The organism is Bradyrhizobium sp. 26S5, assembly GCF_036923295.1.
Taxonomy (GTDB): Bacteria; Pseudomonadota; Alphaproteobacteria; order Rhizobiales; family Xanthobacteraceae; genus Bradyrhizobium; species Bradyrhizobium septentrionale.
The window spans coordinates 1,756,007-1,770,815 of sequence record NZ_CP145948.1 but is presented as its reverse complement, the minus strand read 5'-3'; the positions used below and the strand labels follow the sequence as shown (position 1 = coordinate 1,770,815).

Genomic DNA, 14,809 nt, shown 5'->3' with positions numbered 1-14,809 from the left:
GGGCGCGAGTGAAATGGACCCCGATTTTGGGACCAGAGGTTAGTTGGAAAAGGGCCGCTCCGTTTGATAGACGGAGGGCATGATGACGACGAAGACGAGACGCAAGATCGACGCGGCACTGAAGGCAAAGATTGCGCTGGAAGCCGTGCGGGAGCAGGCGACGGCGGCCGATCTGGCCCAGCGCTATGAGGTTCACCCGAACCAGATCTGTGCCTGGAAGAAGCAACTGCTGGACCAGGCGGCGCGGGCCTTTGATGCGGGTGTCGGGCGCGAGAGCGAGGAAACGCGCGAACGCGAGATCGAGAAGCTGCACGCCAAGATTGGACAACTGACGGTCGAGCGCGATTTTTTAGCGCGGAGGTCCGGAAGATGAGCACGCCGGACCGTCGAGGAATGCTCGATCGCGCCGACAAGGCGCTGTCGATCCCGTCGGCAATGCCTGTTGCTTGGCATCGCGCGCTCCGGGGTCTACCGGCCGCCCCGGCCGGCCAACGACAACGACCTTGCCCTGATGCGGCGGATCGACGAGCTGTTCATCGCCTGGCCGTTCCTGGGCTCGCGGCGAATGACCGCAATGCTGAAGGCTGAGGGGCTTCAGGTCAATCGCAAGCGCGTGCAGCGGTTGATGCGCAAGATGGGCATCGCGGCGCTGGGACCGAAGCCGAACACGACGAAGCCGGCGCCGGGCCACAAGATCTATCCTTATCTGCTGCGCAACATGACGATCGACCGGCCGAACCAGGTGTGGGCCGCCGACATCACGTATCTGCCCATCGGCCGTGGCTTTTCTTTATCTCGTCGCCATCATCGACTGGGCGAGCCGAGCGGTTCTGGCGTGGCGATTATCGAACACGATCGACGTCTCGTTCTGCGTGGCGGCTCTGGAAGAGGCGCTGGCGAAGTACGGCAGGCCGGAGATTTTCAATACCGACCAAGGCAGCCAGTTCACCAGCGCGGCCTTCACCGGCGCGTTGGCGGGCGCAGGGATCAAGATCTCCATGGATGGCCGCGGACAACGTCTTCATCGAGCGGCTGTGGCGGTCGCTCAAGCATGAGGACATCTATCTCAAGGGCTATGCCGACGGCCGCGAGGCCAAGGCAGGGATCGCGAGCTGGATCGCCTTCTATAACGATCGTCGCCTTCGTCAGGCGCTCAGCTATCGCACGCCGATGGCGGTCTGGCGCGAACGGATGCAGGCCGCGAAGGCTGTGGAATGGTGGACAACGCTGACGCGTTGACCACATGCCCACAGCAACAGCAGCAGACAGTGTCTCTGGCAGCGTGATAGGAAGTAATCAGGAGCGGTCAGTTTCCAACTAACAAACCGGCTCAAGCGGCCCCGCTCCGCGGGTCCATTTCACCTTTTCAGAAGGCGTTGGCATTCTTTGGCTCGCTCGATCAACTTGGCGGAAAGGCGCTCGATAATGACGTTATCTAGCCCTTCCGCTTGCGCGGCAGCGCACACGTCGCTCACGTTGTCGGGGAGCAGTTCGGCCAGCGAGTTCAATCCAGCAATCACTTTTTCCGCATCGAAACGGGTCTCGCGGGCGAATTTCTGCCATTCGCGCGCACCTATCTGGGCTAGCCTGTATTCCCCGCCGACCTTCATAGCGAGCTTCATCTTCTGCAAGTCGACATCGTCGTAGGGAAGGATGCTGGCAACATCGTAGAGTGGCGCAAGTCGCACCGTGGGGCCGCTGGCTAGGAGTAGTGAGTAGTTCTTAGCGTGTGCATCGGTGCCTCCGATGAGCCAATTTAAGCCGAGGGCATCGATGAATGTATCGAGATCATCAACACTGTCGGTGGAGTAGGTGCGTAAAAGTTCGATAATATCCGCAGCGGACGGGCCGCCCTCGCTTTGATATTTCTTGGTTGGCATGATGCCGCGTGCCTGGCACGCGTCCTCTTGATGGACGCGAATGACGTCATTGCCACTGAACTGCCGATCGTAGCGTTCGACGACAATGGCGATCTCTTTCTCAAACCGCACGACTTTGGTTCCGGCGACTGGCAAGCCGAGATTGCGCGCGAGATTGAGGCAGATGTGCTCGTTCTCGGCATGGCCATCGAAATGGCCGGTCGGCGGCTTAAGGATATGGGTTGTCGGAATGCCTCCAGACGGTATCCCCCATCGCCCCTTTTGCAGAAGCAGCGCGGTTTTCGGCTGGGCGCCGGCAAGACTGAATTGCCCCGTGTCACGCGGCAACCGCCACGCGGCATGATCTTCTCTCAATGCTTGCAGACGTTTTGCGACGGCGGTTTCGTCAAGCCACTCAACCTTGTCATTCGTACCGCTTCGCAATTCCTCCAAACGATCGCGCGTGACGAATTGAATGGCGCCGGCGCAATCTTCGCCGACATGGGAAATCAGGGCAAAGACGTTGCGAGCCGAGACCTGAAACTTCTTCGCCCAACGATCGAGAACGCGCTCATTGTCCGGGAGCAGGCCCCATAGAAAGGCCTGAACAGCGGCGGGACCGTGTTCCTCGGCCGCGAGTGGCATGGAGAGCGAAATGGGGTACGCGCCCCTCGTTTGACGCCAATCGCTGTCATAGACGAAGGTGAGGCGGCCACGAGCGTCGTTGTGCACGCGGCCGACTTCCCTGCCGTCCAGGAGCGCGACGAGTTCGCTGGTCATGGTCTGCTTCTTTTGGCTTTTGACACGATTGCATTGATATCGACGGCTGACTTTTCTGAACCGCGGCCATGTGGTTGTTCGCTGCCTGCGTCTAGATGGATGCCGAGAGCGTCAAGAGCGCGGAGTACGAGGCCGAGTTCGGCGCGCGCGTGGCCGCGCTCGACCTCGATGACCCACTGACGGCTGACGCCAATGCGCTTGGCGAGGCTGGACTGATCAAGCTTGTGCCGTTTGCGGGTATCCCGAATGATGGCCCCGAGATCGGCCGATGTGCGTATGAGCATGGCAATTCAAAACGTTGTCGTTCGCTTACATTACCATATGTCCGCGTTCGACGACAATTGAAAATGTCAGCGAGCGCTGACTTCCATAAATGTCATCGCTCGTTAACATGCGTAAGGTCTCCTAACTGCGCTGCATAAACCCGCGACGGCTAAGAGCACCACGGACGTAATCGGGACGTTTCTGGTCTCCTGCCTTAGGCTGGTTGCACTCAAGCGAACAAGTGTGACGTTGCGAGAGCGACACACACGCAGAGAGCTGGCTCCGCAAATTCGGACAGTAGCTTGAGTGGATTTTCTGCCTGAGAGCGGCGAGGATTCTTGCCGCGAAACAGGAGCGAAGATGACGAAGAGGAGTCGCCGGACGCATTCTCCGGCATTCAAGGCAAAGGTGGCTTTGGCGGCCGTGAAGGGGGAGAAGACATTGGCCGAGCTGGCGCAACTGTTTGATGTCCATCCGAACCAGATCACGACCTGGAAGTCCCAACTCCTGGCAGGCGCCGCCGGAGTGTTTGGGCAGGACAACGGACCGGCCGAGGCGCCGGTCGATTTGAAGCGTTACATGCCAAGATCGGCGAGCTTGCGTTGGAGAACGATTTTTTGTCCGGCGCGCTCACCAAGGCGGGCCTGCTGAGCGCAAAGCGATGATCGACCGCGACCATGATCTGTCTGTCGTGCGCCAGGCGAAGGTCCTGAACCTTGCCCGCAGTACGGTTTACTATGAACCTCGGCCGGTTTCGGCCGAGGACTTGTCTTGATGCGCCGGCTCGATGAGCTGCACCTCGATTATCCCTTCGCAGGGGGGCGCATGCTGCGATCGCTGTTGCAGCGTGAGGGCATGCAGGTTGGCGGCCGCCACGTCGCGACGCTGATGAAGCGCATGGGGATCGAGGCGATCTATCGCCGTCCGAACACGAGCAAGCCCGCACCGGGCCACAAGATCTACCCGTACCTATTGCGCGGATTGAAGATCGAGCGGCCGAACCAGGTCTGGGCAATGGACATCAGCTACATTCCGATGCGACGTGGATTCGTTTACCTCGCGGCGGTCGTCGATGTGTTCAGCCGAAGGGTATTGGTCCATCGCGTATCGATCACGATGGAGACGATATTCTGCGTCGAAGCGCTCCAGGAGGCGTTGGCGAAGCACGGCAGGCCCGAGATCTTCAACACGGATCAGGGTAGCCAGTTCACCAGCCTCGACTTCACCGGCGTGCTGCTGGACGCGAACATCGCCATCAGCATGGACGGCAAGGGTGCCTGGCGCGACAACGTGTTCGTCGAGCGGCTGTGGCGCACTGTCAAATACGAGGAAGTCTATCTGCGTGCTTACGACAGCGTGCTCGAGGCGCGAGCATCGATTTCCAAATATCTGGCGTTCTACAATCGAGGACGTCCTCACTCGAGCCTTGACGAACGCACGCCCGACGAGGCTTACTTCGGCGCGCAAACGATGGTGACGGCCGCATGATCGTCGCCAACGATTTTGCTGCGGCTCTGGTCGGGCTTGCGCCCTCCCGACGCCACAGCAAAATCGTAAAGCCCCGCGTTCAGAACCCGGCAGGAATCCACTTAATTTTCGCGGGGCCCTGTCCAAACAACCGAGACCAGCTCTGTGATCAATTTCGCCAAAGGCGTCTCTGGCTAGACAAGGCCCACTCCAAAGAAAGAAGTCTCAGATCATGGTGCCGTACCAAATCACGAGCGCGAAGATCACCAGCAAGACGATGGTGATGATCTGTTCACCGATGGGTATCGGTTGTTTGTCCATGACCCGCGCCGAATCGAAACGGCCTTCAAAGCAAAGCTTGATCGATTGCATCCACGATTACTGAACCAACTCAGCCATCATTTGAATACGGCGACGACATCGATGATGACGAAGAGGCCGCCAATTGAGGCGCCCTTACTAATGGGCGGCTTTTGGTACCGGGCCTTCTTCGTTTGACTTGCTCAATCAGAGGCCGGATTAGATGTTTAAAAGCAAGGCCGAGACATGTGATCAGCACCAAGATCGGCCAGTATGCCAAAATCGCAAGAGCGGCCAACCATGCTGGGCTGCGCTGCTCCCGCCAAAAATACACCGACGCTGCGGTGATGTGGGCCGCGACTATTGCGGCCCAGATGGCTAGCGCGACGTTGGCCGCCTCTCCGAGTGTCACCGCCTCCCACGCGGCTTCAATCGGCATTGAAGGCGCGCTTTCGCTTGTCATAGTTTGCTCGGCCTTCCCACATTGCCCGCTGGTAAGCCCCACGGAGTCAGCTCGAAAAGGCTAACGAGGACTGACGGTACTGCATCAGCAGTGGATCGGGACCCTACCCACTCTGGGGGGCCGTACTTTTTGATGGCGACAGAAATCCCTGTATGGCTTAAGCCCGCAAAGCCACCCTTTGATCTCGTCGGATTCCATCGGGTCTTCAAGCGCGCCCACTGAATGATGAGGCAATGCGGCGGCACACCCAAGACTGCCTACCCAAAAGCAGTCTTGAATCTGATTTGCGCCTAAAAGGGAATCCTTAGAGTCCACACCTAGAGCGCTGAGTACTGCTTTGGACGACGCAAAGCGAGCGTGTCAGGCGACGCCTGCGCATTGGCAAGAAATGTCGGCTTTGTCAGCTTTTTGTCAGCTTGTCTACATAACAACTCGTTGCGATGAGAACCAATTACAACAATGCCTACGGGCAAAGTGTGGACCAGCAGCGCGATGCGTTGGCGGGCACTTCTGGCGCAGATATGACTGCTTTTACGGCCGCTTTAGCTGCTGAAGGGCCGACCTCTTTTGCTGTTGAGAAGAGGACAGGTGAGTCAGTCAGGCTACACAGAGCAAGTAGCAATTTTGGCAACGTCCAAAATCTTTCTTTGTTTTCTGATGCCAGTCAACACAATAAGGTGGGGACTATGACCGTGGCGCCGGTGCGCGACAGTTTGCGAATTCTTACCATAGAGAATGTTGGCCGGTCGAGGTACAAGGGGGTCGGGACGGCTATGATCGAAGTCGCCGATCACATTAGGGAGTCCGCGGGACTTTCCACGCTATCCCTTCTCTCTCAAGATGAGGGAGCTTCAGAATTTTTCTACAAGAAGGGATTCCGGTTTACGGACGAGGACAAGAATGCGGAAATGCGGACTCTCATTTCCAATCCACGATACGCTTCAGATGAAATCCTTATGGGCGAGATGGAGCGCTAGCATACCTCAGGGGGCAGGGCCGGCCGGGCCCCCTGAGAGAAACCAGTTCATCTATAGTTAAGGCTTGTGCCGGGCGTCATGGATTGGAAGGCCGGCCAAGCGCTGGCGTAGAACAGCCGCAACTAAATCTCTGGTGCAGGTACCGCATTGGGCATCTGAAATGGACCCCGATTTTGGGACCAGAGGTTAAGTTGGAAAAGGGCCGCTCCGTATGATGACGGTCGCGCTTGGCCTTCTGGCGTACAAGGCTAATCTGTGGTCTGGCTAAGGCCATCGGTGGTGCAGGTCATCGATCAGATAAGCGTGCGCATGTCCGGATGCTTCTCCACGCACATGCGGGTGATCGGACGGCAGTTCGGGATGTTGATGCGGAACAGTGTCCGCGTCGGCGGCCAAGCCGCCGGGGGCAGGAGGAGCCCGACGGCGCCTTTGAGAGAGCGAACGCAAAGAAGACCCGGCGCGCACGCGAAAGGGTCGATGGACCGCTGTATCCGATTGTGGCGCGCATCCGTCTCGACCTAGACCAAAGCCGGGCCCTTCAATCCTGCGAAAAACGGTAATTCGAACCATAGACCTAGTGAGGCGGACATGCCGGATAGGCGACAGCCGTTATGGCACGTCCGTTTCGCGGCTTGGGCAAATCGTATTCTTCGCCGTCCAGCAGCGCCGTGATTTGCCATTCAAATGCCTTGCGATCGATCGCATACATGCAATCGCGCGCGCCTTCAAAGCCCACAGTCCGGGCAGCCAGCGCTTGACCATGATGATTGAGAAATTCTACGCCGCTCACATCAAGAGTACGCATACGACGAAGGCCGCCAGATTGGCACATGCACGTGAGAGCGTCGAGCTCTATGATGGCTTGTTGCGTGAAGGTCAGGCCGCCTGCTGATCGGCGGGTTTGTCGGCTTTGCGCAGGAGCTTCCATTCCCAGGGCAGCATAGTTCGTGAGCAGACGCGATGCGGGAAGATCGGCGATGCGGGGCGAGGACGTCCGCCCATCCAACAGCTTTAGCCGGTGCTTTTTTACCCAATACTTCTGCGGTCAATGCCTTATGACGGTAGACGAGGCAAGGCAATTGAAGCGGGGCGACTATGTTTGAGGGCTAGGGACTGCCGAGGCGGGCCTTGGCGTCGTAAGGAGCGTGGGCCGTTTTGGCGTTGTTATCCAAGGGGCAGATGGTCAACAGACCTCCCCCTTCTTTAACGACATGAAATTGATGAGCCGAACCGACATTAACGGCCGCATAACCTGAGTAATGATTCTGGCAGTGAACTAGCAAGGCCGTCGCGCCCTAGGATTTGCTTCGATCTCGAGCACGTCGAGTTGATCGGCACAACGACCTTCTCAGCTAGACTTCTCGACCGGTATGCGCGCGCCAATTCCGATGGGCGCGCGCCCTTGGCGCTTGGACCATGTCGCAATCTACCCTGTCCGATTTAATACCTTGATGGCACAAGTCCAACTTGGCGGAGCACGCGCTTCGGCAGCGTAGGGCTAAGCACATGCTTTCCCTTCTCTTCAAATACAGCATCTCAGTATCCGCAATGGCACACCGCTTGCTGATCAAGCGCTGGGACCCGATTCGTGCGACCATTTCGGCCTCACAATTGCGGGCTGAAGCTCAGATGAGCCAACTCAGAGCCAGGGTGTGAGGACGATCCCTGCTCACATGCTTGATGGCCGGTCTCAGAAACTTAACACATCGGAATTGAGAGGAACGTCATGGCTACGACAATCACAATCAACGTGCAAAACAACAGCCCCTCGCTTCAGAACTTCTTCTTCTTCCAGCAGCCGGCTATCTACACGGGCGGGCCTGAGGTGTATACGAATAGTCTGTATTCTCAAGCGCTCCTACCCTATGCGACATCCGGCGCGATCCTGACCTTTTCACTAATTCTGCAGGATTACGCAGGTGTTCAACAGCAGGTGACTCCCCCAACGGTCGGTAAACCCTCAGGTCAACTTTCGGCCACGCAGGCGATCAACGTAACGCCGGCGGCCGGCGGAACACCAACCAAGAATACGACGACGATGACCGTAACTCCATCGCTCGGGCTCTCGTCGCCGGTTTCCACGTCCGGACCGCAAGCCGGCTCTTTCCGGATTATAACGCCGGTCTACAACCCTACCCTGGAGAACTACAATGCAGGATCGGCCCTGCAGACTCTTACCGGTGGCGTCACATTATCCAATTTTGTGACAGCCCAGCCGAATACCAATCTGGATTGTCAGCCCATTCGCATCTTCTATGTCCAGACCGGCAATTACACCGCTGGTACGGTGATGAACTTCACGGCATCTTCGGCCACCGCCGCCGTTTGCGATGCGACGCCGGGCTATTCAAGCTTCAGCGTCGTATACAACGCTGACGGTACGTGGACAATCAAGCCTTTTGCCGTCGTACGCGCCGCTGATGGACGCGGAAGGCTTGTCGAAGGTACAACCGCGACAAATGCCGAGGTGCTGAACGAAGCTGGGACTGCAACTATCTCCACCGGCTATGTTGCTGACGGCAATTTCAATCCTCCCATCCTGGTGCAGAATCTAAGCCATGCTGCTGCAATCAACGTGCTTGGCGAATATCAGGTTGGTCCAATCGGTGGCCCGAAGATAGGGACAACTTGCATCGATAAGCAGGGAACCTCGGCGACGTTCGCCCCGTAGGGCCAACCAAAGCTCCTGCCGCGCTTATGAGTGCCCCGTCGGGGCACTCACTCGCGGACAGCATTTCCAGCCGCTGCTGGGCGAGTATGGTCGGCAAATCACGACCGCTTCACGGCGGTCGGGAGCCTCCGATGTCTTGAATTCGAAACCGCGTGACGGCTTTTTGCGGCCGATTGGGCTACGTAGATAGCACGCGCGCGACCTCAAAAAAGAGCGCTCCCTCCTCGAAGGTTGAGAGGATATCTGATGTCGAACCCGAATTGATACTCGTGCTAATGTTTCCGTTTTTTGCGCCACTTAGCGGAACCGTTACCCGGGACATCGAAACGAAAGTGCTCAAAATTACGGAAACACAAAAGAAAGTCTTCGAGGAGTATGGCTTAGGCCAACAACTCGACGCCCTTTTCGCAGCGGTGGCGGAGCTGGAAGAGCGGTATCAGATGTCGATAGGAACGCAACATGCGGGAACGCCGAGTACCGGACCGGCAATATAACGCCTCCAGAAGAGGACCATGAACATAGAGGATATAAAGCGACGTAATGGCGCCGCCGTGCGCGACGAAGCTGAGCGCGTATTGGACCGTTTGGAGACCGTCAGCGACGCGCAATATCAGGAGGTCCTTAGAAGTCGCAAAATGGCGGGCGGGAGCTCGAGTCAGAAATAGCCCGACTCCCTCTTCCTTGGCGGACGCCGCGACACAGTTGAAGCTATTCGTTCGCCAGCCACGACACTAGCACCTCCATAAAGGATAATGGCTGATCAAGCACATACAGCCTCGCATGGAGATCGTAAGGAGATCATCATGATAAACGAAACCAGCATTACCGACGGCACGGACATAGCAGTCGGCGTATTTCAGGACCTCTCGAAGCAGGTTATCGCCGCGCAGACGGAGCTTTCCAGAAATTACTTCGATGCCTATTGGCACTGGCAGGAGTGCCTCCAAACCGAATCCACACAACTGACGGAGCTCTTCAAGAACGTCTTCTTCACGTACTCACCGGCCGATCAGATAGGCATTCTTCAGGCTTGGATGAAAGGCGCCACGGGGCGCCTCGCGTAGGATTTGATTGCCCCCCGTGCCAACTGGAAAGGCTTTCTGCGTCTATCCCGGGTCACCTGCCCGGTCGCGCTCTATCCGGTGACTTCGGAGAGCGAGAAAATCTCGTTTAACCAACTCCATCGGAAGACTGGCCACCGGATCAAGTACCTGAAGGTGGATGCCGAACCGGCGACGAGGTGCCCAACGAGGACATCGTCAAAGGCTACCGGCTCGAGAAGGACCAGTTCATCGAGGTCACCAAAGACGAGCTCGAGGAGATCGCTCTCGAGTCCACGCGGACCATCGAGATCGACGAATTCGTCGACAAGGCCGACATCGACCCGCGCTACCTGATCCGTGGCCACGATGCCTTCGCCGTGATCCGCGAGACAATCCGCGAGATGGACAAGGTCGCGATCGGTCGCGTGGTGCTGACCAACCGCGAGTACATCATCGCGCTGGAGCCGCTGGGCATGCGGTCTCGTCGGCACGCTGCTCCGCTCCCCCTACGAAGTGCGCGGCGAACAGGGTATTTCGACGAGGTCCAGGACGTCAAAGTGACGAAGGACATGCTCGATCTCGCCAAGCACATCGTGAACCAGAAATCCGGAAGCTTCGAGCCGGAGAAGTTCCAGGATCACTATGAGACCGCGCTGATCGACCTCATCAAACAGAAGCGAGCCGGCAAGCCAATCACGCCGAAGGAGCGGCCCGCCGCGACCAACGTTGTCGATCTGATGGAGGCGCTGCGGCGGAGCGTCGGCCGGGAAGCAGCGCCGGCGAAGGCGGCCAAGCCCGCCCAAAAACCTCGGAAGGCGTCGAGCGGGCAGAAGGAAATGCTGATGCCGATCGAGGGCAAGAAGCCGAAGGAGACGGCGGCGAAGAGCCGGCGGCAAAGCCGCAGCGGAAGTCAGCCTGAGGTCGGAATAGGAGGGCCGCATGGATGTGAAAGAAGCTTCCGCGATGACCGAAGCCTCTGGCCTGGTCGACGACCCGGACGCTATCGGCGCACCGCGCCGAGCGGCCAGACGGAGTCGGCCGGGACCCGAAGCTCGCGGCGCCAGCCTCCGAACGAGGCGGCACTGCGCTGGGCCGAACGGCTGCGCAAGGTGGCGGCGAAAGCCCCGTTGTCCTCGCTCTTCGTCGCGTTCCTACTCGGCACCTGGGTCGCGCGCCGGCGCTAGGACAAAGCCGCGGGGGTGCCGACAACCATGGCAAGGAAGCTAACCCGTCTTATTCGTCAGAGGGCGCCTGGCGCCTGAGAGGCTGGCGAGCGTGGTGTAAAGCGCTGATGCGGCGTAGGATTCGGTTGCAAAGCCAACCCCATCACCTTTAGCCGCGAACACCACGCCCGCCATGACCGATGATACGATTCTGCCCTTCTCGTTTCCAGCCGTTCACGCCAAGAAAGTCACAGCTGCCTTCGATGGCGGTCGGCTGACCTCGAACGGGGGCGTGATGCTTCTGGCGATGGCCGAGCGGCGTCTCGGCTTGGCCGACAATTTGGCCCGCGTGTTCCCGGATCGGCGCGATCCGACGCGGGTCGTGCACAGCCTTGTCGATATGTTCCGCGCGCGCATGTTCGCGATCTGCTGCGGCTACGAGGACGCCGACGACCTCGATCATCTGCGGTCCGATCCCGCATTCAAGCTGGCCTGCGGACGGCTGCCGGACACGGGTCGCGATCTGTGTTCCCAACCGACGCTGTCGCGGCTGGAGAATGCTCCGCGCCTTCGACGCATGGATGGATAGCTACCCGCGCGAGCCGGCATCCGTCACGCTCGACATCGATGATACCTGCGATGTCGTCCACGGCCATCAGCAGCTCTCGCTGTTCAACGCTCATTATGACGAACGCTGCTTCCTGCCGATCCACGTCTACGACACGGAGAAGAGCCGGCCCGTGGCGGTCGTGCTGCGGCCCGGCAAGACGCCGGGCGGCGTCGAGGTGCGTGCCCATCTGCGCCGCCTGATACGGCATATCCGGACGCGGTGGCACAACACGCGAATTACGTTCCGTGGCGACGGGCGCTATGCCCGGCCGGAGGCAATGGCGTGGTGCGAGACCAACGGCATCGACTACATCTTCGGTCTGTCCGGCACCAAGCCGCTCGCCAGAAAAGTCGACGAGGCCGCCGACGGCATCCGCACGCGCCGTGCCATCGAGGACCTGCCGGTTCTGCGTGGCTATACCGAGACGCGCCACAAGGCAAAGTCCTGGGATCGCGAACGACGTACCGTCGCCCGTACTGAGGCGACGATGCTCGGCCTCGACATCCGTTTCGTCGTCACCAGCCTCGATGTCGGCTCGGCCGAGTGGATCTACGACAGCCTGTATTGCGCGCGCGGCCAAGCCGAGAATCTGATCAAGCTGCATAAGACGCAGCTCGCCTCCGATCGCACCAGCTGCCGTTCGGCGCTCGCCAATCAAGTCCGCCTCGTTCTCCACACCGCCGCTTATTGGCTGATGCTGACCGTGCGCGACGCGATTCCCAAAGCCCGGGAATTGGCCACAGCCGAGTTCGCGACGCTGCGTCTTCGTCTCTTGAAACTCGCTGCCCGTGTCGTCGAGACCACGAGCCGCATTCGCCTTGCGTTTGCCGCGGCATGTCCCGAAGCCGACCTGATCCGCGGCTTGCCAGGCGCGCTGCTGCCGCTCGGTCCTTGACCGGCGGGGCGTCCACCCCCCGTTCGCCCAACCCATCCCTCAAGCGCGTTGCAAAGTACCGGTCGTCAGGCGGTGAAAAGCCGAAGGCAATCCCGCGCGCCTCGTCAGAGCAGATGTGCGGCCACATCAATCGGACCAAAAAAAACGCACTCTCACGAATAGGACGGGTTAGCTTGGTTGATCGAGACCTGTAAGCTCAATAGCGTCAGCGCCGAGCACTGGCTCTCCGACGTCCTCGCGAAGCTCGTCAACGGTCTCGGCGAGAAGCTTCGTAAGCGGAATTTGACGCAATTCCCGCCTTATCCCGTCCACTGTTTATGCTCTTGGTGATGCCGATCGCTTCTGACTTCTCGCGTTGATAGCTGAACTCGGTTGTACCGTGCAGCACAAGAACCAAACCTTCAGCGGCGACGACACGATCACGTGTCGATTGGAAATGGCCGGTCAGAATGTCCGCTTCGCTGACCCGGTCATTGGAGAAGAAGCGGTAGGCTGCCTTGGTATTCGCCCAATCCTGGCAGACGAGCTGGATGCTTTGTCCCATGGCGCTTCCAATCTGCGTGAGCTGTTTGCGGAATCTGTCGCCGAGCCCGCGTCCCTAAACTCGCATCCACTACTCTCTCGATCAATCCAACATTCGCCTTTCCAGGACCGCAAACAGCCTTTTGCGGATTGATCCCTTAATGTCAGCCCCATAGAGCGCCCCCGTGGCCGCAGTCAGATCAACCAATGGAGGACCGCCGTAGGTGCTTGAGCGAGCCCTGGCAGCCTGCGCTGGCTCAAAGTGAGCATCGTCGCGCAACTCGGACGGATTCGGATCCACCAGTGCGAGATACTGAACCCTCGCAGTTGATGGTGACGCCGGTGCTTGCATCTGCCGCCGCGACAACTCCTCGCTCAACCACGCCAAAGCTTCATCGTCCGAGGAGGCTGGCATCGGAGAAAGCCGCTGCGGCGAGCCGAGCTGTCGAGCGCCATGGTGATGACCCGGTACCGGCCCGGCAAACGGCGGCGCAAAGTCGGGCGGCGGGCTCCAAGCGTTGTCACGCAACTCAAATGATGCGGGCGAATTCGGATTAACCGCTGCTTCAAGACCGCCATAGGTGTCTGAGTGAACCCTGGCAGAGTGCGCTGGCGATGCTTCCAGCATCGGCCACATACTCCAATCAAAGTTGAGCGGCGTCGTGGTCGAGTAGCTCGGCCATTTGGCTTTGCCCTCACAGATCCGGGCAGGCGGCTTTCCCGCACCCGGCTCTTCCCGAGGGTAACCCGCGTCATATCCGCGCCTGTGCCCACGTGCGAGTGATGCATGGAACGGGCAGACGGAAGCGTGCCGTCAGGGTCTCGAACTCGGACCAGCCCATGCGCCGACTTTTCTGGCTGCGCCGTCTCAGACAGCGCATCCAGGTCCGACGCACTTCGCGGTAGAAGCCGTTGAGCGCTGGATAATTGTGCGGCCTGCCGTAGTAGCCGTAGTGTCCACGCAGCACAGCGGCGAACCACTCGTGCTGCGAGGCAGTGGCGCGTGCATGAGCCGCCTGGCCTCCTGGCGCAACGCCGTCAGCTTGCGCGTCAGGCGTTTCCCTTCCGTCTTGTGCTTCACGATAAACCCGCCGTCCCTGGTCCGCCCGCAGTAGTGGGTGAAGCCGAGGAAGGCGAAGGTTTCTGGCCGCCGCTCGCCGCGCCGCTGACGCGAGAGGGCCGCGAACCGGCCAAACTCGATCAGCCGCGTCTTGTCCTCATGGAGCGTTAGGCCGAAGCCGGTCAGCCGCGTCTTGAGGGCAAAGAGCATTTCCTGCGCATCTGCCTTGTTCTCGAAGCCCATGACGAAGTCGTCCGCATAACGCACAGTCACGACGCGACCGCGTGCATGGCGACGACGCCATTGGTGGACCAGAGATCGAGGATGTAGTGCAGGAAGATGTTGGCAAGGAGCGGGCTAATGCTCGCCGCCTTGCGGCGTACCCCTGTCTGTATCTTGCTTCTCGCCGCTCTCAAGAACGCCAGTTCGCAGCCACAGCTCGATGAGCCGTAAGATGCGAGGATCGGTGATCCTGTGCGCCACCATCCGCAACAGCCACTCGTGGTCGACCGAGTCGAAGAAGCTGCGTATGTCGGCATCGAGCACCCAGTTGGAAGGTAATCATCGGAACATGAGAGGCCCGACCGGGTCCATTGGATTGGTCTCCAGTGGGGGACAGCGGCAAGGCACTGCCAGAGCCGTCGTCCGAGCTGAGGTCGGGAGTCGGACTTGTCCATACTACCTGTGAAGTCGTGGAAGGAAACGAGACGTATGGAGAAGGACCAGCCGAGGGGA

9 protein-coding genes and 6 pseudogenes are annotated in these 14,809 nt (G+C 59.3%); 8 read left to right on the top strand and 7 right to left on the bottom strand.

Annotated elements, in window-relative coordinates; genetic code table 11:
• Positions 1-82 precede the first annotated feature (82 nt).
• Positions 83-1,239, top strand: a pseudogene (locus V5279_RS08345) (IS3 family transposase).
• A 119-nt stretch (positions 1,240-1,358) separates the two neighbouring features.
• Here V5279_RS08345 and V5279_RS08340 read toward each other — a convergent pair.
• Both V5279_RS08340 and V5279_RS08335 read right to left on the bottom strand, forming a co-directional pair.
• Positions 1,359-2,639 (bottom strand): type II toxin-antitoxin system HipA family toxin, encoded by a 1,281-nt coding sequence (locus V5279_RS08340; protein WP_338696374.1) that lies wholly within the window; start codon positions 2,637-2,639, stop codon positions 1,359-1,361.
• Entirely contained in the window at positions 2,636-2,923 is a 288-nt protein-coding gene (locus tag V5279_RS08335) for a helix-turn-helix domain-containing protein (RefSeq protein WP_029084072.1), read from the bottom strand. The genes V5279_RS08340 and V5279_RS08335 overlap by 4 nt, the downstream gene beginning before the upstream one ends.
• Before the next feature lie 340 nt (positions 2,924-3,263).
• On the opposite strand from V5279_RS08335, the pseudogene V5279_RS08330 reads away from it, so the two are divergent.
• A pseudogene (locus V5279_RS08330) lies at positions 3,264-4,391 on the top strand (IS3 family transposase).
• A 204-nt stretch (positions 4,392-4,595) separates the two neighbouring features.
• Here V5279_RS08330 and V5279_RS08325 read toward each other — a convergent pair.
• Positions 4,596-4,742 (bottom strand): hypothetical protein, encoded by a 147-nt coding sequence (locus tag V5279_RS08325; RefSeq protein WP_166051656.1) that lies wholly within the window; start codon positions 4,740-4,742, stop codon positions 4,596-4,598.
• Positions 4,743-5,573: 831 nt separating this feature from the next.
• Here V5279_RS08325 and V5279_RS08320 point away from each other — a divergent pair.
• Positions 5,574-6,110, top strand: a complete 537-nt coding sequence (locus V5279_RS08320; protein WP_166103967.1) for a GNAT family N-acetyltransferase — start codon at positions 5,574-5,576, stop codon at positions 6,108-6,110.
• 574 nt (positions 6,111-6,684) lie between these two features.
• Here the strand turns inward: V5279_RS08320 and V5279_RS08315 are convergent.
• Positions 6,685-7,116, bottom strand: coding sequence for a hypothetical protein (locus V5279_RS08315; protein ID WP_338701913.1), 432 nt, complete (start codon positions 7,114-7,116; stop codon positions 6,685-6,687).
• Between the two features lie 720 nt (positions 7,117-7,836).
• Between V5279_RS08315 and V5279_RS08310 the strand changes: the two genes are divergently transcribed.
• The 5 genes and pseudogenes from V5279_RS08310 to V5279_RS47050 form a co-directional block, all read left to right on the top strand.
• Complete coding sequence (locus V5279_RS08310; protein ID WP_176396269.1) at positions 7,837-8,781, top strand: hypothetical protein; 945 nt, start codon at positions 7,837-7,839, stop codon at positions 8,779-8,781.
• Between the two features lie 803 nt (positions 8,782-9,584).
• On the top strand, positions 9,585-9,845 hold the full coding sequence (locus V5279_RS08305; protein ID WP_338696364.1) for a hypothetical protein: 261 nt from the start codon (positions 9,585-9,587) through the stop codon (positions 9,843-9,845).
• A 6-nt stretch (positions 9,846-9,851) separates the two neighbouring features.
• Positions 9,852-10,743 (top strand): annotated as a pseudogene (locus V5279_RS08300) (Ku protein).
• A 437-nt stretch (positions 10,744-11,180) separates the two neighbouring features.
• Positions 11,181-12,492: pseudogene (locus V5279_RS08295) on the top strand (IS1380 family transposase).
• Positions 12,493-12,660: 168 nt separating this feature from the next.
• Positions 12,661-12,747: pseudogene (locus V5279_RS47050) on the top strand (transposase domain-containing protein); the annotation flags it as partial.
• Here V5279_RS47050 and V5279_RS08290 read toward each other — a convergent pair.
• The 3 genes and pseudogenes from V5279_RS08290 to V5279_RS08280 all read right to left on the bottom strand — a co-directional run bounded on the left by V5279_RS08290 (position 12,740) and on the right by V5279_RS08280 (position 14,620).
• The gene (locus tag V5279_RS08290; protein WP_338696362.1) at positions 12,740-13,036 is read right to left on the bottom strand and encodes a transposase DNA-binding-containing protein; all 297 of its coding nucleotides are present in this window, start codon (positions 13,034-13,036) and stop codon (positions 12,740-12,742) included. The pseudogene V5279_RS47050 and the gene V5279_RS08290 sit on opposite strands and share 8 nt — an antisense overlap.
• Positions 13,037-13,117: 81 nt before the next feature.
• The gene (locus V5279_RS08285; protein WP_338696360.1) at positions 13,118-13,642 is read right to left on the bottom strand and encodes a hypothetical protein; all 525 of its coding nucleotides are present in this window, start codon (positions 13,640-13,642) and stop codon (positions 13,118-13,120) included.
• 240 nt (positions 13,643-13,882) lie between these two features.
• Positions 13,883-14,620, bottom strand: a pseudogene (locus V5279_RS08280) (reverse transcriptase domain-containing protein).
• Positions 14,621-14,809: the final 189 nt, after the last annotated feature.